Origin of the sequence: Macrococcus equipercicus, assembly GCF_024205945.1 — a bacterium.
Classification (GTDB): domain Bacteria; phylum Bacillota; class Bacilli; order Staphylococcales; family Staphylococcaceae; genus Macrococcus; species Macrococcus equipercicus.
The window spans coordinates 287,256-307,726 of record NZ_CP073809.1 but is presented as its reverse complement, the minus strand read 5'-3'; the positions used below and the strand labels follow the sequence as shown (position 1 = coordinate 307,726).

The window sequence follows — 20,471 nt, the reverse complement described above, 5'->3', positions numbered from 1 at the left end:
AATCGAATTTCATATTTTTGTATACCTATACAGTACAAGAAGCCCATCCGGCTGCGGCTGGATGGGCTTATATTAATTTTATGCAGCAACACGCGATGCAGGAATTACACGGTCCATTATAAATCCGATAAAGCTGAATATCATGAAGGGAACAAGCCAGGCAAGCCCAAGTGATGAGAGCGGCAGCATATTATAGAATCCATGAAACCATCCGACCTGCTCCGCGATAATCTGCAGCACTGAAAAAAGCAGCGTGACCGCAGCCGGCAGGATGAACAAATATTTCGACCGTCCTTTAATGATGACCTGGACGCATGACAGCAGGACAAGAACGATAGACACCGGATAGATAAAGATGAGCAGCGGCACTGCAAGACTTAATATTGTCTCCAGTCCAAGCGTCGTAAAACAGAAGCCCATGACAGAAAAAATGAGTGCCCATCGCTGATAAGAAATCTTGCCGTAAATTTTATGGAAAAACTCGGCACAGGCATTGACGAGCCCGATACAAGTTGTCAGACAGGCAAGCAGTACAATCGCAGCAAACAGCAGGTTACCGAGGCTGCCGAAGTTTCGGAGTGACTGATACGTTAAAATATCTGTTCCGTCTTTAAATGCATGAGCACTTGAAGTGCCGCCCATATAGGCAAGCGACAAATAAATCAGCAGCAGCAGTGACGATGAAATGATACCGGCCTTAAAAATACTGATGACAATCTGCTTCTTATCAGTGATCCCTGCGTATTTAAATGAATTGACGACTACTACCGAGAACGCAAGCGCAGCGACAAGATCCATCGTAAAGTAGCCTTCAAGTAATCCAGATACAAACGGCGCATGAATATACTTACCATGCGCAGGCTGCAGCGCGCGTTCCGGATGCATTATCGCAAACAGTGAGAGTAAAGCGATGACAAATAGCAGCACAGGTGTCAGCACTTTCCCGAGTGTCGCTGCCATCTTTGATGGATTCAAAGCGATGATATAGACCAGGATAAAAAACAGCAGCGAGAAAACAATGAGCAGCCAATAACCTGCAGCAGGGAAAATGCTTTTCACACCAATTTCGTAGGCGACATTCGCCGCTCTCGGAATGCCGTATAACGCTCCGATGGATAAGTAGATGACAATCGCAAAAATCAGTCCGAATACCGGGTGAACTTTATTACCGGCACCTTCTACACCCTCGTCATAGTAAGCGGTGATAATGACCGTCAATAGCGGCAGCAGTATACCTGTCACTACAAAGCCAAGCATCGCAATCCAGAGATGCTGACCTGCTGTGTACCCGAGCATCGGCGGAAAGATGAGATTACCCGCCCCGAAAAATAGTGAAAATAACATTAAACCTGACACAACTACTGTTTTATTCATGACTTCCTCCTGAGTACTAAGTGCGAACACAATTATCTAAAAATTATAATGTTTCGAAAAATTAATGTCAATCACACTTTAAACCGAAAAAGCATCTATACAAAAATGTAAAGATGCTGATTTCTCACAAAGTGGAAACCGAGTTTCTCTGTCCAGAACTTCACTGTCTGTTAATATCACCTGGTTTCATTAATAAGTAATTTCTATTAATTTATAAAGTATTCAGTCAAAAAGTGCTCACGCTCTTTTGGCCTGCCGGATAAATATTTCTTGCCGAATTCATCAAGTAGTCCATGAAACTCCTTGGCATCTTCTGACGTAAAATCAGCCGGCAGTATGACTTCTTGCTTGAACTTGTTGTAGTTGTCAGTATTGCTGTAACCGAGACGTGCATAGAGCCGCCTCGTATAGCTGTCAGGAATGAATTCGACTCGATGAAACAAGTAGACAAGAAGAACATCCGCTGTCTCAGGACCGATGCCATGAAGCTTCAGCAGTTCATTCCTCAAATCAGTGCCGTAATCATCTGACAGCTGCCTGTAATTAAAATCGTATAGTGCCAGCCAGTCGAGCAGCGTCTTCACGGCTTTTGATTTGTTCTTATAGTAGCCGCTCGGCCGAATCAGCACTGCTATTTCGTCCGTAGTAAGCGCTGCAAGTTTATAACGATCAAACGCAGTCATCTGCCGGATATTAGCGAGTGACTTGACGACATTGTTCCAGTTGGTGTTCTGCACGAGAATGGCACCGAGCATCATCTCAATTTCACTTTCTGCCGGCCACCACCCTTGCGGTCCCATATGGTGATACAGTAATTGGTATAATTCTGTTGTCTCCAGCATAATCAGTTCACCTGCCTTTAATAATTAGTGGACATTGATTAAGTTATAACAGTTTACATTTAGTTTATATTACAATATTTACTATATTTTAATAAAATGTAATAGCAGATTTTTACTCAGCTGTAGCATACTCCATTATAAAAAACTATAAATATATAATGGATTCAGAAAATATAAATTATCTGACAGCTGTCTATATAAGCTATAATATTATTAAATAGTAATTTATACTTGAAATACTAAGTCGATTTAACAGTGCCTTATGCCATGCTATAAACTCGGAGGGTTATATGAATATACCTATCATGCTTGCAGCTATCGAAGAGTACATCATTACAAGCAATAATCTAAAGCCTGATGATGGCTTTAGGCCGCACATCGTATCAATGTATCAGGACATCACGAATGAAAGTATCTTCATGCTGAAATCCTCTGAGCAGGCGGCTCACTACGCTGAACTTGCGGTCGCGAAAAAGCCGGCACTTATCATTACAGACATAGCTTTAGCAGAAAGCAGCATTCCAGTAGTAGTGGTCAGTGACTTCGCGGCGGTGGCCAATCAGCTGATCCGTCTGCTTTACGATGACGCTATCAGCCGCCTGAAATTCATCGCCGTGACCGGTACTAACGGTAAAACGACAACAAGCCATATGATCGCTAAACTGCTGACATGTTCAGGCCAGAAGACAGGTATTATCGGCACGCTTGGTATTTTCGACTGCCATTATCATAAGCTTGATTTTAATCATTCCACTCAAACAACTCCGATGTATTTCGAGCTGGCTGAGATCATCAAATATTTCGCGGAAGAAGCGTATGACTATATTGTTTATGAAGCGACTTCTATCGCACTCGACCAGCAGCGTACAGATTTCATCAGTAATGACCTCGCAGTTTTCACTAATTTCAGTCCGGAACATCTTGAATATCACGGGACGATGGCCTCTTATCTTCAAGCCAAATTGCGGCTTGATGCGTTAAGCAAGGATAACATCGTCAATATGGATACTCGAGAATATCATTCACTTGCACAAGGCCCTTTCCATTTTTCCAGTAATGCAGACACTTATTATCAGTTCAACTTACACGATGACTACATCGATCTCAAGGTCGGCAGCGAGCAGCACCGCCTTTATCCTTCATTTTTCGGCGAACATAATTACATCAATATCTCAACGAGTGTGTTCGCGCTGCATAAACTCGGCTTCCCTATTAATCAGCTGCTGAAATATGCGGGAGAAGTGCAGCCGCCTGTCCACCGGTTTGAAGTGCTGGACATTCAAGGCTATGAATTCATACTCGACTTCGCCCATACGCCAGTTGCCGTCAATGAATCCATTCATAACGCACTGAAGTATGCCGCAAGACAACAGAAAAACTTGAATGTCATGGTGACCGGCATCGGCTTACGAGGGTTTGATAAGATTATGCTGACCGTCAAACAGCTGCCGCCGGGCGTCCATCAGCTGATGCTGGCAGCTGAGCAGGTAGGCTATGTCGAGCCCGAGACTATCATGACGACGATGATTGACCATTTAACTGACTGTTATAACAGCGACCATGTTCTGTCATCACCATCAAGAAAAGAAGGGATCAGTCAACTGATCAAAGCGACTGATCCTGCTGAAGATATTATACTTCTTACCGGCATCAACGAGCCTCAGCATTTCAGAGGCAGCACAATCGAGCATGATGACCAGCAGTATATTAAACAGCTGCTCTGTGACCATTAAAAAGAGGCAGTGATTAAGGGAGTCCTTGATCACTGCTGTTAGTTGTTATAGCTTTAAATTGGCTTTCAGTTCTTCATCTGACAAACGGCGGCGTCCTTGGTGATGCTGTTCAAAAGCGTAGCCGAGCTGCAGTACTTTCTCGTCTTCATCCATCTCTGCTGTAATTGTCAGACCATGCGGCGCCCCGTCTTTATCAACACCAAGCGGGATTGAGATTTCCGGATAACCTGCCACTGCTGTTACGAGTGTGCCAGCGTAATCAAGATACGCAACGCTGTCCAGCTGATGACGGTCGATCAAGTCATCATAATAGCTTGCCGCATGATGAATGGTCTCATCAACAAGCCTTTGATTATTGTCAGCGGCTGCTGCTGTTTCAACGTGCCCTTGACCGTATTTGCCGCGCGTCTTCATATCTTCCTTATTGTAGGCAATCAGTTCATCCAGCGTATTGAATGGCAGGCTGTGCTGCTTCGCGTAGCGCTCTACCGCCGGGCCGAATTCAGCATTGATAACCGGTACATTATCAATATTTGATGTGTCGAACTTCAGTTCAATTACTTCAGCGCCTGCCTGACGCAATGAGTCAATTGCGCGCTGCGTCATCTCGTGATCGTCCTGAATCACGCCGATGCGTTTGTTATTCAAGCTGCCTGCACGTACTTCATCAATGTCAATTCGGTCTAACCGGTCGGCAGTGATAGCGTTGTAGCCGTACACTGCATCCGTGACTGATTTAGTGATCGGCCCGACGACATCAAGTGACTTCGCAAGCGGAAAGACGCCTTCACCTGCTGTACGGTTGATGCTTGGCTTGAAGCCGACTGTTGACGTATAAGCAGCGGGTGCGACAATAGAACCTGTTGTCTCTGTACCAAGTGCAATAGCACCGATATTAGCAGTCGTACTTGTCCCGGCACCTGAACTTGAACCAAGTGGTGATAATTCAAGCGGCTTATACGGATTAAGCGTCTGACCATGTTTTGAACTGTAACCGCTCGGCATCTTCGGCGACATGTAGTTCGCCAGTTCAGATAAATTGGTTTTCGCCATAATAATGGCGCCCGCTTCTTTCAAGCGTTTTACAACGTCAGCATCTTCTGCCGGGATATAGTCCCGCATCATATAAGTGCCGACACTTGTAATCATATCAGAAGTATTAATATTTTCTTTCACTGTCACCGGAATACCAAACAGAATTCCTTTTTCAACGACTGGTGATGCATCGCACTTGCGGGCAAGCTCCAGCGCTTCACTATTAATCTCAGAAATCCCGTTAATACCATTCTCTGCCTGGTCGAACGTCAAAATACGATCCAAGTAGAACGCAGTCAATATTTCATAGTTCAGCTCATTGTTCCGAATAGCGTCCTGTATTTCTTCAACCGAACGATCAATGATGAATTCCGCCTTTGACCGGACAAGTTCGAGGTTCACACCTTCCAGCTGGTCTGAGGCAGCTTTAACAAGACGGTCTCTATTGTACATTGCATATGATTCTTTAGCAGTTCTAGGTTCTTTCTTCTGCGCTATCGCTATTCCTACACTCGCCATAAGCGCTGCTACACCTACTGCCGTGCCGATAGATATATTTTTCTTGTTCACTTGAGTTCCTTCTTTCTTATATGTAATGGTCTAATTGCCAATTCTTATTCATTCCCTAAAACAGTCAACTCAATCGTCGTATTTATTAGCGCGATGCGTGAATTTAAGTTTGCACGTCACGTTTTAAGTTTCTTGACTTATCATTAAATCCGTCCAGCTTAACAGCATCATCAAATACAGAATCTTATGATAATATAATCATAACAGCAAACTACCTTTTAGGAAATGAGTGAATGACATGATTAGATTTGATAATGATTATACAGAGGGCGCGCACCCTTTCATACTTGAGGAACTCGTCAAGACCAATACAGTGCAGCTGCCGGGTTACGGCGAGGATGAGTACTGCAGGCTTGCAGCTGAGCATATTAAAAGACATTGTGCCAATGAGGACGTCGATGTTCATTTTATGGTCGGCGGCACGCAGGCCAACACAACGATTATCTCTGCGATTTTGCGGCCGCACCAAGCTGTGCTGGCAGCGGACTCCGGCCATATCGCTGTCCACGAAACAGGTGCGATTGAATCGACCGGCCATAAAGTGCTGGAGCTGCAGAATATAGATGGTAAAATCAGTGCCGAACAGATCGCAAGCTATGTGCAGAATCACTGGGATGACCCGACCCATGAACACATTCCGCAGCCGAAGCTCGTCTATCTGTCTCAGCCGACTGAGCTCGGCACACTTTATACTAAAGCTGAACTGCAGGCAATCAGAGACGTCTGCCTTGCTAAAAACCTCTATTTAATGGTCGATGGTGCCCGTCTCGGCTACGGCATGGCTGCTAAAACGAACGATGTGACATTGCATGACCTGACGACATTAACAGATATATTCTATATCGGCGGCACAAAAGTCGGCGCGATGTTCGGTGAAGCGATCGTCATCAGTCATGACTATATTAAAGAAGATTTCCGCTATATTATGAAGCAGCGCGGTGGTATGCTCGCTAAAGGCCGCTTCCTCGGGCTGCAGTTCAAAGTGCTGTTTGAAGATAACCTGTACTTTGACGTCTCAAATCACGCTATCCGTATGGCTGAACTGCTGCTTGCCGCGTTCAAGGACAAAGGCATTGCGCTCAAATATGATTCACCGACGAATCAAATCTTCCCGATATTAGAAGATGACAAAATTAAAGAACTGCATGACCATTACTCCTTCTATGTATGGGAGGAAGCAGGTGACGGCAGAAAAGCAGTCAGAATCTGTACGAGCTGGTCGACTAAAGAAGAAGACATCAACAGCTTCATTGCTGCGTTATAGCACTTACTTTATCTCACAAAAAATACGGCTGCTTTCCGCGGAAGGCAGCCGTATTTTTTATGCAGTCTTGTCAGTTCTTCTTATAATAGTACACCGGTATACCGATTAATGTCACAGCGATTCCTATAATAGCAAGAACCGGCTGTGTGACTAGTGTATTGATCATGACATAAACGCCTGCGACTAGTGCAATCCCTGGAATGACTGGATAGAGCGGCACTTTGTAAGGGCGCTCCATACGTGGTTCGCGTCTGCGCAGTATAAACACTGCGACAAACGCCATGCAGTAGAAGAGCCAGATAACAAAGACCAGCATATTAGTAATCGAGTCGAAGGCACCGAGTGATACCATAATCATCGCAATCATCAGCTGAATGAGACCGCTGAACCACGGCGCGCCTGCTTTAGTGAGACTCATAAACTGCTTACTCCATGGCAGCATACTTTTCTCCGCCATCGCATAAGGCACACGCATGCCAGTCATTGTATAGCCGTTCAATGCGCCGTACACAGAGATCAGAATGCCGATTGTGATTAACTTGCCGCCCGCTTCTCCGAACAACTTAACCGCCGTATCAGTAGCGGCATTCAAATTACCAGCGAGTCCGCTGATCGGAAATGTCAGTAAAAATGCAGCATTGATCAGCAAGTAGATTGCCATGACCAGTCCAAGACCGATTGTAATCGCTGCCGGTAAATCTTTCTTCGGATTCTTCATTTCCCCGGCAATATTGCCGACATGAATCCAGCCGTCATAAGCGAACATTGTCGCCAGCAAGCCGGCACCGATGGCGGTGAACAGCCCGCTGTTCGCGCCTGCAGCGGGGAATAATGAGAACTGAACGTCCCCTGACTGCATCAGTCCGAACACAATGATTAAAATGAGCGGAATCAGTTTGATCACTAATGTCACCGACTGCAGAATACCGCCCGCTTTAGAGCCGAGTATGTTGATCAAGTAAATGGATAGCGCCGCGACAAAAGCGATAGGAATCAACAATGTCGGTGCCAGATGGAACAGATTGATCACCTGCGTCGCAAAGACGATGGCCTGGGCCGCGACATTGGCCGGGAAGTAAATGAACGCCTGTGCCCAGCCGGATAAGAAGCCCCAGAACTTGCCGTAAGTATATTCTAAATACGTCGTCAGGCCGCCCGTCTCCGGGATAGCTGCAGCGAGTTCCGCTGCTGTGAGTCCTGCGCATATAGTAATAATGCCGCCGATCAGCCAGACAAGCAGTGTTAGTCCTCCACTTCCTGTCACTTCTGTAATATTCGATACTTTAAAAAACACACCTGAACCGATGACTGTCCCCATCACCAATGCCAGTGCCGGAAAGAAGCCAATGCTCTTTTTGAGTTCAGAGCTATTATTCATCTATTTTAGTCCTCCTAATGTAATCGCTTCAAAAACTTACTTATGTATAGTAACATACTCGCCCTCGATATGTAGCAGTTACTAAAAAAAAGAAACATAGCATCTGCTATGTTTCCGCTGGTCGTCTAAGAACGGTTTAAATACTTCTCAATATAAAAGGCTGATTCTTCAATCGACTTGTATTCTGTATTGATCACTATCGCGTTCAGCCGTTCAAACACTTCTTCTGCGTATATCAGCTCTTCTTTAATACGCTGTAAGTTATTGTAGTCAGCCGGCCCCTGCAGCCCCAGTATTTTTACCCGTTCCGTTCTAATATTCATAATATAGTTCGGACCTGCCGTAAGACCGAATACTTTCAAGTGCTGCTTGAACAGCGCTTCCGGCAGCGGTACTTCCGGCACAAGCGGGATGTTCGCTATTTTATAGCCTTTGTTGGCAAGATACATGCTGAGCGGTGTCTTTGATGTCCGTGACACACCGACAATCACTGCATCTGCTTCGCTTAAATCATTGAAGTTCTTACCGTCATCGTACTTCACCGAATATTCCATCGCTTCAATCCGTTTGAAATATGTGCTGTCGAGCCTCCGCAGCGCCCCGCTTTCTAATAACGGTTCGACGTTCGTCTGCTGCTGAATAATATGGATCAGCCCTGACAAATAGTCAACATAAGGAATGCCGTAGTCTGCTGCAAACTTAAGGCCCAGCTGATTCAGCTCCTGGTCAACAAGTGTCGTCACTAATATCGCATTGCTGCTTTTGGCGAGCTCCAGTATGTTCTGGAACTGTTCCTTATCCTTCATAAAAGGGAACTTCTTAATGACGACAGAATCAAGCATCGGAAACTGGGTGAGTGTCGCATGAATCATGCGCTGCGCTGTCTCGCCGATAGAATCCGAGACGACAAATATCGTTAGTTCGTGGTCGTTCAAATCAAGACCTCCTACTGTGCTGCTACTTGACTCTGTGCTGCCGCAAGCACTGCTCCTGGTACACGGAACGGAGAACATGACACGTAATCAACGGCCAGTTGATTGAAGAACTGAATAGACTTCGCATCGCCGCCCAGTTCCCCGCACACACCGATCTTAATGGCTGGTTTCACGGCTTTCGCCTGCTCGACAGTCAGCTTGATCAGCTGACCGATACCCGCAACGTCCAGCGTCTGGAACGGGTCAACTTCAAGAATGCCGCGGTCGATATATTCACCGATGAATTTACCGGCATCATCGCGGGAGAAGCCGTATGTCAGCTGCGTTAAATCATTCGTCCCGAAACTGAAGAAGTCACATTCTTCAGCGAGCTGTCCTGCAATCAGGCACGCGCGCGGCGTTTCGATCATTGTTCCTATCAAGTAGCTGACAGATGTATTTTCTGCTGCTTCAAGTGCCTGTACTTTGTTGTGAATCACTGCTTTCAGCTCAGTGAATTCTTTCACCGTCGCAACAAGCGGAATCATAATTTCCGGTTGACACTCTATACCCTGCGATTTCAGTCGGATAACACTGCTGATGATTGCCTCTGCCTGCATTTCATACAGTTCTGGATACGTGATGGCAAGGCGGCAGCCGCGGTGGCCGAGCATCGGGTTGACTTCCTGCAGTTCTTTCATGCGTTCTGTCAGCTTGTCAGAGGACAGTCCAAGCTGTGCAGCGACTGTCTCGATCTCTTCTGCTGAATGCGGCAGGAACTCATGCAGCGGTGGATCAAGCAGCCGGACAATCGTCGGCCGGTCTCCGGATAATTTGAAGATCGCTTCAAAATCTTCTGTCTGATATTTTAAGATGGTGTCCAGTGCCTGCTGCCGCTCGTCCTGCGTAGATGACAGAATAAAACGGCGCATTTCAACCAGGCGTTCTGCGCCGAAGAACATATGCTCAGTACGGACTAAACCGATCCCTGCAGCATTGAAGCCGTAACCGACTTTAATATCCGCCTCTGTCTCGGCATTCATGCGGACGCTGAGCCGACCGGCATCAGCCGCCCATTCCATGAACTGTTCGAATTCCGGCGTGTGTTCTGCGCTCACTGTTTCAAGCTCACCTAAATAGACGCGGCCGGTCGAACCGTCAACTGAGACGATATCTCCTTCAACAATCGTGCCGCCTGGATAAATGACGCGTTTTTCTTTAGTGTTGATTGTCAAGTCGGAACAGCCCGTCACACAGCATTTCCCCATGCCGCGGGCGACGACTGCCGCATGGGATGTCATCCCACCGTGTGTTGTAATAATGGCTTCCGCTGCAATCATCCCTTCGATATCTTCCGGAGACGTTTCAGGACGCATCAATATGACTTTTTCTCCAGCTGCGGCCTGTGCTTTCGCATCAGCGGCAGAGAAGACAACTTTGCCGGTCGCAGCGCCGGGGCTCGCCGGCAGACCGATCGTTGAAATCGTTTCAGTATGTGCCAGTGCGGCCGGATGAAATGCCGGGTGCAGCAGCTGGTCGATTGACCGCACGTCTACTTTCGCTATCGCATCTGCTGTCGATAATACACCGTCCTCCACCATATCAGCTGCAATTTTCATCGCGGCTTTTGCGGTGCGTTTCCCGTTACGGGTCTGCAGTATATATAATTTTTCGTTTTCAATGGTGAACTCAATGTCCTGCATATCTTTGTAATGTGCTTCTAGACGTTCTGTGACATCAACGAACTGCTGGTAGACATCCGGCATCTGGTCGTTTAACGTCGAGATTTTCTGCGGGGTACGGATACCGGCAACGACATCTTCACCTTGGGCATTCAGTAAATACTCACCGTACAATACGTTCTCACCGGTCGACGGGTTCCGCGTGAATGCCACACCTGTCCCGCTCTTGTCACCGCTGTTACCGAACACCATTTCCTGCACGTTCACTGCAGTGCCGATATCGTGAGGAATCTCGTTCAGCTCACGGTACACGCGGGCACGGTCGTTATTCCAAGATTTGAAGACCGCTTCGATCGCTGCACGCAGCTGGTCAAGCGGATTCTGCGGGAACGCCTGATACACTTCTTCGACATAGACTTCCTTGTAGTGACTGCAGATGGTCTGTAAATGGTCCGCTGAAATAGCAGCGTCACTTGTATAGCCGTGCTCCTGCTTGAACTCATTGAAGTACTCATCGAACGCTGCCATCGGAATATTATAGACGACTTGACCGAACATCTGCAGCAGACGACGGTAGCAGTCATACGCGAAACGCGGATCATTTGTCTTCCGAGCGAGCTTCTCCACATTGTCATCATTTAATCCTAAGTTCAAAATCGTGTCCATCATACCCGGCATCGAAATCTTCGCACCGCTCCGGACAGAGACGAGCAGTAAGTTGTCATCAGCAGAAAAAGCCTTGCCGGTCGTATCCGACAGACGCTTTAACTGCGTCTCGAGCTCTGCCAGCAGCTCGTCTGACAGCGTCTCGCCCTGCTTCAAATATTCAATGCATGCTTCAGTCGTAATCGTGAAACCATTCGGCACAGGCAGCCCTAGACGCATCATCTCTGATAAATTGGCTCCTTTACCGCCTAACAGGTCTTTCATTGATTGCCTGCCTTCTTCAAATGCATAAATATATTTAGTCACGACTCATCACCTCAAAATTTAATGTGTTATACTATTTGTTAATTAGTATGTCATATTAAAAATAAAATGACAATCAAAAACTGAGCGACGATCTAAAAAAATGCCCCTCTTTTTAATAAAGGCGCATGTCATAACTATTTTACTCTTAAATCCGATTCCTGCAATTTCAGCCGGCGGGCTGTTGATTCCTTGAATATTTGTTCCATCTTGTGAGCATCGTCGTCCTGTATCGCAGTTTTCAGTTCCCGTAATGCTTCTTCAAACCGTTCGATATAGGTGATTAAGTGATCTTTGTTATTCATGAAGAGTTCGGGCCATAATTTTTCGTTCATGTTGGCAATGCGCGTTAAGTCACGATAGCTGTCACCGATGAAGCGGATGGTTTCATGCGACCGGTCATCACTGTTGATCAAGGCGACCGCAATCGCATGGGTCAGCTGACTTGTATGAGCAATCATCTCATCATGTGTATTGGCGTCTGTCATCGTCACCCGTTTGAATCCTAAGTGAGACAGAAAGTCTTTGAACCAGTCAATATTTTCCTGCTTATTACGGTCTGTCGGTGTAATCACATAATTAGCACCTTCAAAGACACTTGCATCAGCATATTCAAATCCACGCTTTTCTCGGCCGGCCATGGGGTGTCCGAAGATGAAATCGACCTGTTCAGGGATGACGTCAGCCATCGAAGCAATGACAGTACGCTTGACACCTGTTGTGTCAGTGATAATCGCCCCTGCCTTGAAATCATTTTGATGCGTGCGGACATATTCTTTCATCACTTCTGGATAGAGCGCAAATATAACAAGGTCCGCCTGCTGCAGCACCGTCTTATTCACGGTTTCCCCGTGATCGATGAATCCCTCGTCCTGTGCCAGTTTTAATGTTTCTAAGTTTGTATCAATCGCCATAATACGGTGGTCTTCATTATGACTACGAATGGCTTTCGCGAATGTACCACCAATGACACCGAGTCCTACTATTGCAATATTCATTGAGTCACCTCTATACCTTTTAATGGTTTAAAGCGTAACAATAAATTCAGTTCATTCATCAGCTGACCCGCCTGTCGTCCGGATAGGTGCTAATCTACTTTCAATCTCCACTCTATCTGCTTCTAAAAACGGCGGCAGTGATAACTGTTCACCTAAAGTTGCTTCCTGCTCATTCTCCAAAAATCCTGGTCCGTTCGTTGCCAGCTCAATGACAATCCGTTCAGGTGTCGTAATATAAAGTGACTTAAAGAAGAAACGGTCAATGACCGGTGACGTCATAAGCCCATTTTCACGCAGCCAGCCCAGCCATTCTTCCAGCTCCGCTTCATCTTTAACCTGCAGTGCAATATGATGCATGCTTCCTCGTCCCGGACGTTCTCTTTCACTGATGTTATGTTTCACGTGAAGCTCATCGCTGCTGCCCCCTTTATTAACGCTGTACACACGTATCGTGTCACCTGTTCCCGGATGAACAAATGACGGTGCTATGCGGTAGCTGAATACATTTTTCAGCATTTCTTCAAAGCTGTCAATATCGCTGACATCCAGCTGGAATGGACCGAGCCCTGCAATCTGATATTCAGTCGGCACAGGACTGTTGTCCCATGGTTCATAGTGCGGGACATACGCTTCGTTCTCGTCACTGACTAGTGCGAGCCGCTGCTGATCAAAATCTTCGAATTCAAGTGTCAGCCGTGAGTTGATGCGCACGGGTTCTTTGTACGGTACATTAAAGTCGTCGAAGCGCTGCTTAAAATAATGGATGGCCGCGTCAGTCGGTACGCGCAGTGAAATACGCGTGATGCTGTCTGACCCCCGCCACGTGCGCCCTGCCATCGGTATTTCAAAGAACGTGATATCTGTTCCTTCGTTACCAATACGGTCGCCGAAAAACAAGTGATACATGTCCGGGCTATCTTGATTGACCGTCTTCTTCACAAGCCGCATCCCAAGAATCTCCGCATAAAAATGATAATTGTCTGATGCATCCTTTGTGATGCCTGATGCATGGTGATGACCTAAAATTTGTCTCATTATATACTCCTTCTGTTTAATTAGTATAAAAATTATACCATAAACTTAGTACTCATTCTGCTCTTATGAACTGGCGGCAACAAAAAACCTTATCACAGCAAAAGCTGTAATAAGGTTTCATTTAGTTAACAGTGTGATCTACTGCTACTCTAGATTGCCGCTCTACTGCTTCTTTCCGCTGTCTTAACAGCAGCAGACCGTTCAGGATGACAAGTATCGTCGAGCCTTCGTGGAACAGCACGGCTGTCGGCAGGCTGAGCAAGCCGAAAATATTCAGTATGACGAGAATGACGATGACTGACAGTGAAAATACAACGTTCATCATAATTTTACTGTTCAATCTTCTGCTTAAGTTAAAACTATAGAGTAATTTCAATAAATCACTTTTCACGATGACGACATCAGCTGATTCCATCGCGACCGATGAACCGCTGCCCATCGCGATACCGATATCTGCACTGGCTAATGCCGGCGCATCATTGATACCATCACCGATCATACCAACCAGCTTGTTGTTCTTCTGGCTGGCAGTGACATAGTTAATTTTGTCTTCCGGCAGACACGACGGAATATAGTGCGTAATACCGACTTCATCAGCGACCTTTTTAGCCACCTGTTCATTATCACCGGTAAGTAGAATGACATCGATATTCTGCTGCTGGAATCCCGATACTGCTGACACCGATTCTTGACGCACCTGGTCAGCAAGTGAGAAATAACCGACGATGTCATCACCTTTGCTGACGAGAACAGTCGTCTTCCCTTCAGCTGCTTTTGCCTGATAGTGATGGTTATCCCGGTAACCGGCAAATGCTGACGGTTTACCGACTTTAATAGCACCTTTAACTAAGCCGGAAGCTGTTTTCTCTTCAACAGGCTGTGTCTGATCAACCGTATCGAGATTCAGTTCTTTGAACCCCGTGACGATAGCCTGTGCAATCGGATGACTGGATTGCTGTTCCATATAGACAACTTCTTTTAAGACATCTTCCGGTACCTCATAATCGGTCACTTGGAATTCGCCGAGCGTCAGCGTCCCTGTTTTGTCGCTGTATAATACGTCCATTCTGCTGAGTGCTTCCATGGCAGCACCGCCTTTGAACAGCACACCATTTTTCGCACCGTTACTGATGGCACTGAGCGTAGCAGGTGTTGCGGATGCTACTAAGGCACATGGGCTTGCGACTGTCAGCAGCACCATTCCTCGGTAGAACGCTTCCTGGAAGCCGAGATGATTGAAATAATACAGAATAAAGATAAAGATTGGTACGGCAATCAGCACACCGATGACATACTTTGCTTCGATCCGGTCGATGAACTTCGATACTTTCGATGGTCTGTTCTGTGCTTCTTCAACCATCCGGATAATATTTGAGAACACAGTCTCACTGCTTAATTTGTTCACCCGCAGATAGAAGACGTTGCCTTCATTGATTGTTCCGGCAAATACTTCTGCGCCGCTTTCTTTCTCGACAGGAACTGCTTCACCTGTCAGCGCTGATTCATTGACCATCGCCGCGCGGTCTATCATACCGTCAATCGGAATCTGCTCGCCTTTCGATACAACGACTATATCTCCGACTTGCAGTTCATCAGTCAGCACTTTAATGATTTCACCGTTCGCTTTTAATACGTGTGCGGTATCCGGCACTTGCGCCATCAGTTCTGATATAGCATTCGTTGATTTGTTTGACGCGTAGTCTTCCAGCGCTTCTGCTCCCGCGAATATTAACAGCAGAACCGCCCCTTCAGACTCATAGTTGATCACGACAGCGCCGAGCGCGGCAAGAATCATCAACAGATCGACGTTCGGTGATTTTGCCTGAATCGTTTCAACAACTGCTTCCTTTGCCGCGTAAAATCCTAAGAAGAATATAGCGATATAAAACGGAAATCGGCTTAACTGCATGTTAATGCCGGATAAAATATAACCTAGTATAGTGAACAGAATACCAATCAACAGAAACTGGCCCTGCCTTGATCTCATTAAATAGTTAAACATGTCTATCACTCCTTATCATTCATCGAGTATAGATAACCATCCCTTATTTATAATAATTATAATCTGTATAAGTAATAATAGTCAATTAAATTATCTAATTGAGAATAATATATTATAATTGAGAATAATTATCATAATCATTGAGTTGATGAGTCAGTGTCAATTGCCGGTACGGTGCTTGTTCATTAAGTCCACCGGGATATGACAGTAATGGTCCGGAAACTTATCAAGATGATCCTGATGTTCCTCCGCACTCGGGATATAATTCATGAGCGGCAGTACTTCGACTTTAATACGGCTTGCATCTGGACGCTCTGTAATGTAGGATGCCGCTGCCTCCAAATGATCATCGTCTTCGCTGTAGATGCCCGTTCTATACTTCCTGCCGACATCGATGCCTTGCTTATCCACACTGTACGGATCAATGATCTGAAAGAACTCGCCCAATAATTCATAAAGTGAGAGTACTTCCGGATCAAACACGGTTTTGACGCACTCCGCATAACCGTCATAGTCTCCGTCAAGTGTTCGGCTGCTGCCGTTCGCTCTGCCCGCTTCTGTCTTCACTACACCCGGAATCGTCTTAATAAAGGCCTGCACGCCCCAGAGACAGCCGCCTGCCATATAAATTGTTTCCATCTTACTCCCCCTCAATTCATTACACTTTATTTACATTATACATTTTTGATAAAAAAAATAACGCCTGTTATAGAGGCGTTCGGTTCTGTGTTCAGTTAACCATCACTTGTAATCATGACATGGACATTCGGCCGATTCGTATAAACGCCGCTGATGCCGTATGTCGATAGGCGTTCCATATCTCTTTCATTATCGATTGTATAGGAGCGGACGATTAAGCCTGCCTGCTTCAATTGTCTGACATTTTCTGCAGTGGCATCCTGATAATTGATCGAGACAGAATCTGCATATGTTTTAATTGTTGTCAGTTCAGGCTGTGCTAACTTACGGACATCGCCTTTCCATATCGACTGATTGAGTGGCAGCCCGGGTGCAAGTGTTTTCAGCTTCTTTAATGAAGCCGGCGTGAACGATTCCACGACGACTGTTCTATTGCTGAAGTTCTCAGCCGTCAGCATGCCGTGCCGCTGTAGCGACAGAGCGACCTGCTGCTCCATGCCTTTGTTCTTCTCCGGCACTTTCATCTCAATATTCAGCTTCGCTCTGCCGGCGTAGCGTGCCAGTATTTCATCGAGCGTTCTGATCTTCTCATGTGAATACGCAGCTTTAGCCCGTTCAGGATATTTCTTATTGAACCAGCTGCCGGCATCAAGCGTCTTCAGTTCAGCGAGCGTCTTATGACGCACCAGTCCAGCGCCGTCCGTCGTCCGCTCGAGCGTTTCATCGTGAAACGCGACCACTTCGCCGTCTTTAGTCAGCTGCAGGTCAATTTCAATCACGTCCGCCTGCTGCTTGATGGCAAGGTCGTAAGACGCAAATGTATGTTCAGGAGCATCATAGCTGGCGCCGCGATGGGCTATCGTTAATGGTTTTGTGACTTCAGCTTCTGATGTCAGAAACGGTGAAACAATTAGTACAGAAAATAAAAGAGCGATTGATTTTTTCATGTCCATCCTCATCATTTATTTTTTGTTAATTGGTTCTGTGAAGCACCTATATTATAGCAATGAAAAGTTGTCATAACGGGCTCTATTACGATATTAACAAACACTTTGAACTCTTAATGCTGAAGCTACGGAATTTACAGAACGGTTGATTTGTTAATAAATCATGAACTTTCGGTATTATCGTCGTCGTCATCGTGCCGATACTTGCGACTATTCTGTTATAAATAATAAGACGCACTTTCCGGTGATGGAAAGTGCGTCTTATTTATATTACCGATGCCTCCACCCAGAATCGAACTGAGGATTCATCATTACCATTGATGGGTTATACCACTTAACTATAGAGGCCTGAAACCCTCGATGCGATTCGAACGCACGACCTACTCCTTAGGAGGGAGTTGCTCTACCAGCTGAGCTACGAGGATATAGAGTTCTGAATTATTATTTTAACATAGAGCAGTGATGACTGTCAGTTAAAATTTCAAAACTGTCTAGTATGGCTTTTCATTATTTAGTTTTTCTACTTTAAACAGAAATTCTCAAAATAAATTAAATGCTTTCATATTACAAAAGCTAATTATTAGTACATTAACTTTAACAAAAGTTATTAACGCTATAAAAAATTTTATGCTACTGTGATAATTAACAAAAACACTAAATTTATTAAGGAAGAATACTATGGAAATAACAATTAGAGAATTCAATACTACAGATTCACGAAAACTTGATCGATTATTTACTGAACTTGGATATCCAACAACTAATAAAGAGCTTTCAGTACGTTTAGATAAACTGATGAATCATAAAGATTATTTTGCATTAGTTGTAGAGCATAATCAAAGAATTATCGGCTTTTGTGGAATGTGCAGAATGATGTTCTTTGAAAGAGATGGAAATTATATGAGAATACTTGCTTTTATTATTGATTCTGAATATAGAAATAAAGGTATTGGCAGCCGTTTATTAATTGAAGCTGAAAAATTTTCTCAAACAAAACATTGTACAGTTATCACTTTAAATAGCGGAAATCGTGAAGAACGGAATATTGCTCATCAGTTTTATATCAGTAACGACTATATTTTAAAGTCATCAGGATTTGTTAAGATACTTTAATAAAAAATTTTTGATTTCATTCGTTTGCAACTACACATGTTTCAAATAAATATTGCGACAGACATCGAAATCACATAGGCCTAATTCTCCACTCTAGTGACACGTCTATATTTTCCGCTTCAATATCACATTCAACACACTGCCGACAATCACACCGACTGCCAGGTTATGCGTGAACAGCACGAGGACGACTGTCACGACAATGACAGCTGTGTCTGCTGTCGGTGCTGTGCGCATGAGTTTGAATGTCTTGAACTCAAATGTACTGAACGCGACAACGACCATAATACCCGCTAATATTGCCATCGGTATTTGTACAAGGAAATCACCGAGCACAATGATCATGAACATAAGGAAGAGACCGGCGGTGAGTGATGATAACCTTGAAGTACCGCCTGACTTTAAGTTCATGACGGACTGACCGATCATCGCGCAGCCGCCGATACCACCGAATAATCCGGATAATATGTTCGCTATCCCCTGTCCGCGTGCTTCTTTATTTTTGTCGCTGTCAGACTGCAGTGTCTCATCGACAATACGGGCGGTCAGCAGGCTTTCAACAAGTCCGACGACTGCCATAGAGATAGAATACGGCAGAATAATCATGAGTGTCTCAACAGTGAACGGGACATGTGGGATGAGAAAATGCGGCAATGCGCGTGTGATCTCCCCGAGGTCACCGACTGTTCTGACAGGTGCGCTTGTGACAATGGAAATAGTCGTCAGTAACACGACTGCTATGAGTGGTGCCGGTATTTTCGTGAACACTTTCGGCAGGAAATGGACGATGACAATCGTCACGCCGGTGAACACGTACGTCTGCCATGAACGGCCGAATATATGCTGCAGCTGGGAATGGAAAATAAGAATCGCCAGTGCATCAACAAAGCCGATCATCACTGTGTTTGGTATGTATTTCATTAAATGGCCGACTTTAAGCAGGCCGAGTATGATCTGAATCACACCCATCAGCAACGTTGCCGCCAGTAAATAGTTGACGCCGTAGTTTTTGACCAGCGGGTAGACCAGCAGGGCGATCGCACCGGCCGCCGCTGAAATCATCGCCGGGCGACCGCCAGTGAATGCGATGGTCACTGCGATGACAAATGACGCATACAGGCCGACCATCGGGTCAACGCCGGCAATGACGGAAAACGCGATGACTTCAGGCACGAGCGCCAGCGCGACGACAATTCCAGCGAGCACATTGGCCCATGCGTTATTCAGCCACTGTGTTCTAATATGTTTTATCATGATGACCTCCATAAAAATACTAAAATGAGTATAACATGAATTATTCTCGATAAACTGTGTCTTTTCATAGCCGACACTTCATTACTGAATGACGAATGATAATTTTCATTATATAATGCTATTCATATTCATCACCGAAAGGAGTACGCCATGAACATTCGTCATATTCAGCAGAAAGACAATCCACTGATCCACAGTATCATCCAGCGCTCATTAGAAGCTCACGATCTCGCTATACCAGGTTCCGCTTATTATGACCCGCAGCTCGGAAAACTTTATGAGCATTATACAGCTGACGGCGCTGCCTACTGGGTCGCAGAAGAAGACGGCGAACTACTCGGCGGCATCGGCATCGGTCCTTTCAGCGGGGATATCTGCGAACTGCAGAAACTGTACTTGAAGCCTGGAGCTCAGGGCCGCGGCATCTCCAGACAGCTTATGGATACAGCCTTGAGTTTTGCAGCAGCGCACTATAACAAATGCTATCTCGAGACGATGCACCAGCTGAAGACTGCATGCATTCTCTATGACAAATACGGCTTCCAACTGCTTGATCAGCCTCTGCCGGGATCAGAACATTCGGCGATGGATGCCTGGTATTTAAAAGACTTGCATAAATGATCTGAACGCCTTCACTTCAGCTAATATATTTCAATTTTATCAACTATCCATTTTCGTTCCCCTTCAAGCCCATGTGCTTGTACAAGCAACCTGCATACATT

15 protein-coding genes, 2 tRNA genes and 1 pseudogene are annotated in these 20,471 nt (G+C 45.5%); 4 read left to right on the top strand and 14 right to left on the bottom strand.

Annotated features, from left to right (window positions below; all coding sequences use genetic code 11):
* Nucleotides 1–78: 78 nt before the first annotated feature.
* Together brnQ and KFV11_RS01660 are read right to left on the bottom strand one after the other, a co-directional pair.
* On the bottom strand, nt 79–1,374 hold the full coding sequence (brnQ, locus tag KFV11_RS01665; RefSeq protein WP_254250172.1) for a branched-chain amino acid transport system II carrier protein: 1,296 nt from the start codon (nt 1,372–1,374) through the stop codon (nt 79–81).
* A gap of 206 nt (nt 1,375–1,580) precedes the next feature.
* A complete protein-coding gene (locus KFV11_RS01660) occupies nt 1,581–2,216 on the bottom strand; it encodes an endonuclease III domain-containing protein (protein ID WP_254250171.1) in 636 nt (211 codons plus the stop codon).
* Between the two features lie 290 nt (nt 2,217–2,506).
* Between KFV11_RS01660 and KFV11_RS01655 the strand changes: the two genes are divergently transcribed.
* Nucleotides 2,507–3,949, top strand: coding sequence for a Mur ligase family protein (locus KFV11_RS01655; RefSeq protein WP_254250170.1), 1,443 nt, complete (start codon nt 2,507–2,509; stop codon nt 3,947–3,949).
* 45 nt (nt 3,950–3,994) lie between these two features.
* Here KFV11_RS01655 and KFV11_RS01650 read toward each other — a convergent pair whose 3' ends face one another.
* Nucleotides 3,995–5,554 (bottom strand): amidase family protein, encoded by a 1,560-nt coding sequence (locus KFV11_RS01650; RefSeq protein WP_254250169.1) that lies wholly within the window; start codon nt 5,552–5,554, stop codon nt 3,995–3,997.
* Nucleotides 5,555–5,792: 238 nt separating this feature from the next.
* On the opposite strand from KFV11_RS01650, the gene KFV11_RS01645 reads away from it, so the two are divergent.
* Complete coding sequence (locus tag KFV11_RS01645) at nt 5,793–6,818, top strand: threonine aldolase family protein (RefSeq protein WP_254250168.1); 1,026 nt, start codon at nt 5,793–5,795, stop codon at nt 6,816–6,818.
* 70 nt (nt 6,819–6,888) lie between these two features.
* On the opposite strand, the gene KFV11_RS01640 is transcribed toward KFV11_RS01645, so the two are convergent.
* From KFV11_RS01640 to KFV11_RS01595, 10 genes are all read right to left on the bottom strand, one after another.
* Nucleotides 6,889–8,196: an APC family permease gene (locus KFV11_RS01640; RefSeq protein ID WP_254250167.1), complete on the bottom strand. Its 1,308-nt coding sequence runs from the start codon at nt 8,194–8,196 to the stop codon at nt 6,889–6,891.
* Between the two features lie 125 nt (nt 8,197–8,321).
* Nucleotides 8,322–9,131 (bottom strand): pyruvate, water dikinase regulatory protein, encoded by an 810-nt coding sequence (locus KFV11_RS01635; protein ID WP_246143152.1) that lies wholly within the window; start codon nt 9,129–9,131, stop codon nt 8,322–8,324.
* An 11-nt stretch (nt 9,132–9,142) separates the two neighbouring features.
* The gene (ppdK, locus tag KFV11_RS01630) at nt 9,143–11,764 is read right to left on the bottom strand and encodes a pyruvate, phosphate dikinase (RefSeq protein WP_254250166.1); all 2,622 of its coding nucleotides are present in this window, start codon (nt 11,762–11,764) and stop codon (nt 9,143–9,145) included.
* A 134-nt stretch (nt 11,765–11,898) separates the two neighbouring features.
* Nucleotides 11,899–12,759, bottom strand: coding sequence for a prephenate dehydrogenase (locus KFV11_RS01625; protein ID WP_254250165.1), 861 nt, complete (start codon nt 12,757–12,759; stop codon nt 11,899–11,901).
* Between the two features lie 51 nt (nt 12,760–12,810).
* A complete protein-coding gene (locus KFV11_RS01620) occupies nt 12,811–13,794 on the bottom strand; it encodes a VOC family protein (RefSeq protein ID WP_254250164.1) in 984 nt (327 codons plus the stop codon).
* Nucleotides 13,795–13,915: 121 nt separating this feature from the next.
* Nucleotides 13,916–15,796 (bottom strand): heavy metal translocating P-type ATPase, encoded by a 1,881-nt coding sequence (locus KFV11_RS01615; protein WP_149459651.1) that lies wholly within the window; start codon nt 15,794–15,796, stop codon nt 13,916–13,918.
* A 159-nt stretch (nt 15,797–15,955) separates the two neighbouring features.
* Nucleotides 15,956–16,435 carry a peptide-methionine (S)-S-oxide reductase gene (locus KFV11_RS01610; protein WP_254250163.1) on the bottom strand — a complete coding sequence of 160 codons (480 nt, stop codon included), beginning with the start codon at nt 16,433–16,435 and terminating at the stop codon, nt 15,956–15,958.
* A 95-nt stretch (nt 16,436–16,530) separates the two neighbouring features.
* Nucleotides 16,531–17,382 (bottom strand): glycerophosphodiester phosphodiesterase, encoded by an 852-nt coding sequence (locus KFV11_RS01605; protein ID WP_170234604.1) that lies wholly within the window; start codon nt 17,380–17,382, stop codon nt 16,531–16,533.
* A gap of 277 nt (nt 17,383–17,659) precedes the next feature.
* Nucleotides 17,660–17,730: transfer RNA gene (locus KFV11_RS01600), tRNA-Thr, on the bottom strand.
* Between the two features lie 4 nt (nt 17,731–17,734).
* Nucleotides 17,735–17,807 (bottom strand) — tRNA-Arg (locus KFV11_RS01595).
* Between the two features lie 253 nt (nt 17,808–18,060).
* Here KFV11_RS01595 and KFV11_RS01590 point away from each other — a divergent pair.
* Entirely contained in the window at nt 18,061–18,495 is a 435-nt protein-coding gene (locus tag KFV11_RS01590) for a GNAT family N-acetyltransferase (RefSeq protein WP_149459648.1), read from the top strand.
* Between the two features lie 123 nt (nt 18,496–18,618).
* On the opposite strand, the pseudogene KFV11_RS01585 reads toward KFV11_RS01590, so the two are convergent.
* Nucleotides 18,619–19,749, bottom strand: a pseudogene (locus KFV11_RS01585) (SulP family inorganic anion transporter); the annotation flags it as partial.
* Between the two features lie 150 nt (nt 19,750–19,899).
* Between KFV11_RS01585 and KFV11_RS01580 the strand changes: the two are divergent.
* On the top strand, nt 19,900–20,370 hold the full coding sequence (locus tag KFV11_RS01580) for a GNAT family N-acetyltransferase (RefSeq protein WP_254250162.1): 471 nt from the start codon (nt 19,900–19,902) through the stop codon (nt 20,368–20,370).
* Nucleotides 20,371–20,471 lie beyond the last annotated feature (101 nt).

What these genes read in the sequence shown, in the direction of transcription:
- brnQ (WP_254250172.1), bottom strand. Translation starts at nt 1,374, where the DNA reads ATGAATAAAACAGTAGTTGTGTCAGGTTTAATGTTATTTTCACTATTT.
- KFV11_RS01660 (WP_254250171.1), bottom strand. Translation starts at nt 2,216, where the DNA reads ATGCTGGAGACAACAGAATTATACCAATTACTGTATCACCATATGGGA.
- KFV11_RS01655 (WP_254250170.1), top strand. Translation starts at nt 2,507, where the DNA reads ATGAATATACCTATCATGCTTGCAGCTATCGAAGAGTACATCATTACA.
- KFV11_RS01645 (WP_254250168.1), top strand. Translation starts at nt 5,793, where the DNA reads ATGATTAGATTTGATAATGATTATACAGAGGGCGCGCACCCTTTCATA.
- KFV11_RS01640 (WP_254250167.1), bottom strand. Translation starts at nt 8,196, where the DNA reads ATGAATAATAGCTCTGAACTCAAAAAGAGCATTGGCTTCTTTCCGGCA.
- KFV11_RS01625 (WP_254250165.1), bottom strand. Translation starts at nt 12,759, where the DNA reads ATGAATATTGCAATAGTAGGACTCGGTGTCATTGGTGGTACATTCGCG.
- KFV11_RS01620 (WP_254250164.1), bottom strand. Translation starts at nt 13,794, where the DNA reads ATGAGACAAATTTTAGGTCATCACCATGCATCAGGCATCACAAAGGAT.
- KFV11_RS01615 (WP_149459651.1), bottom strand. Translation starts at nt 15,796, where the DNA reads ATGTTTAACTATTTAATGAGATCAAGGCAGGGCCAGTTTCTGTTGATT.
- KFV11_RS01610 (WP_254250163.1), bottom strand. Translation starts at nt 16,435, where the DNA reads ATGGAAACAATTTATATGGCAGGCGGCTGTCTCTGGGGCGTGCAGGCC.
- KFV11_RS01605 (WP_170234604.1), bottom strand. Translation starts at nt 17,382, where the DNA reads ATGAAAAAATCAATCGCTCTTTTATTTTCTGTACTAATTGTTTCACCG.
- KFV11_RS01590 (WP_149459648.1), top strand. Translation starts at nt 18,061, where the DNA reads ATGGAAATAACAATTAGAGAATTCAATACTACAGATTCACGAAAACTT.
- KFV11_RS01580 (WP_254250162.1), top strand. Translation starts at nt 19,900, where the DNA reads ATGAACATTCGTCATATTCAGCAGAAAGACAATCCACTGATCCACAGT.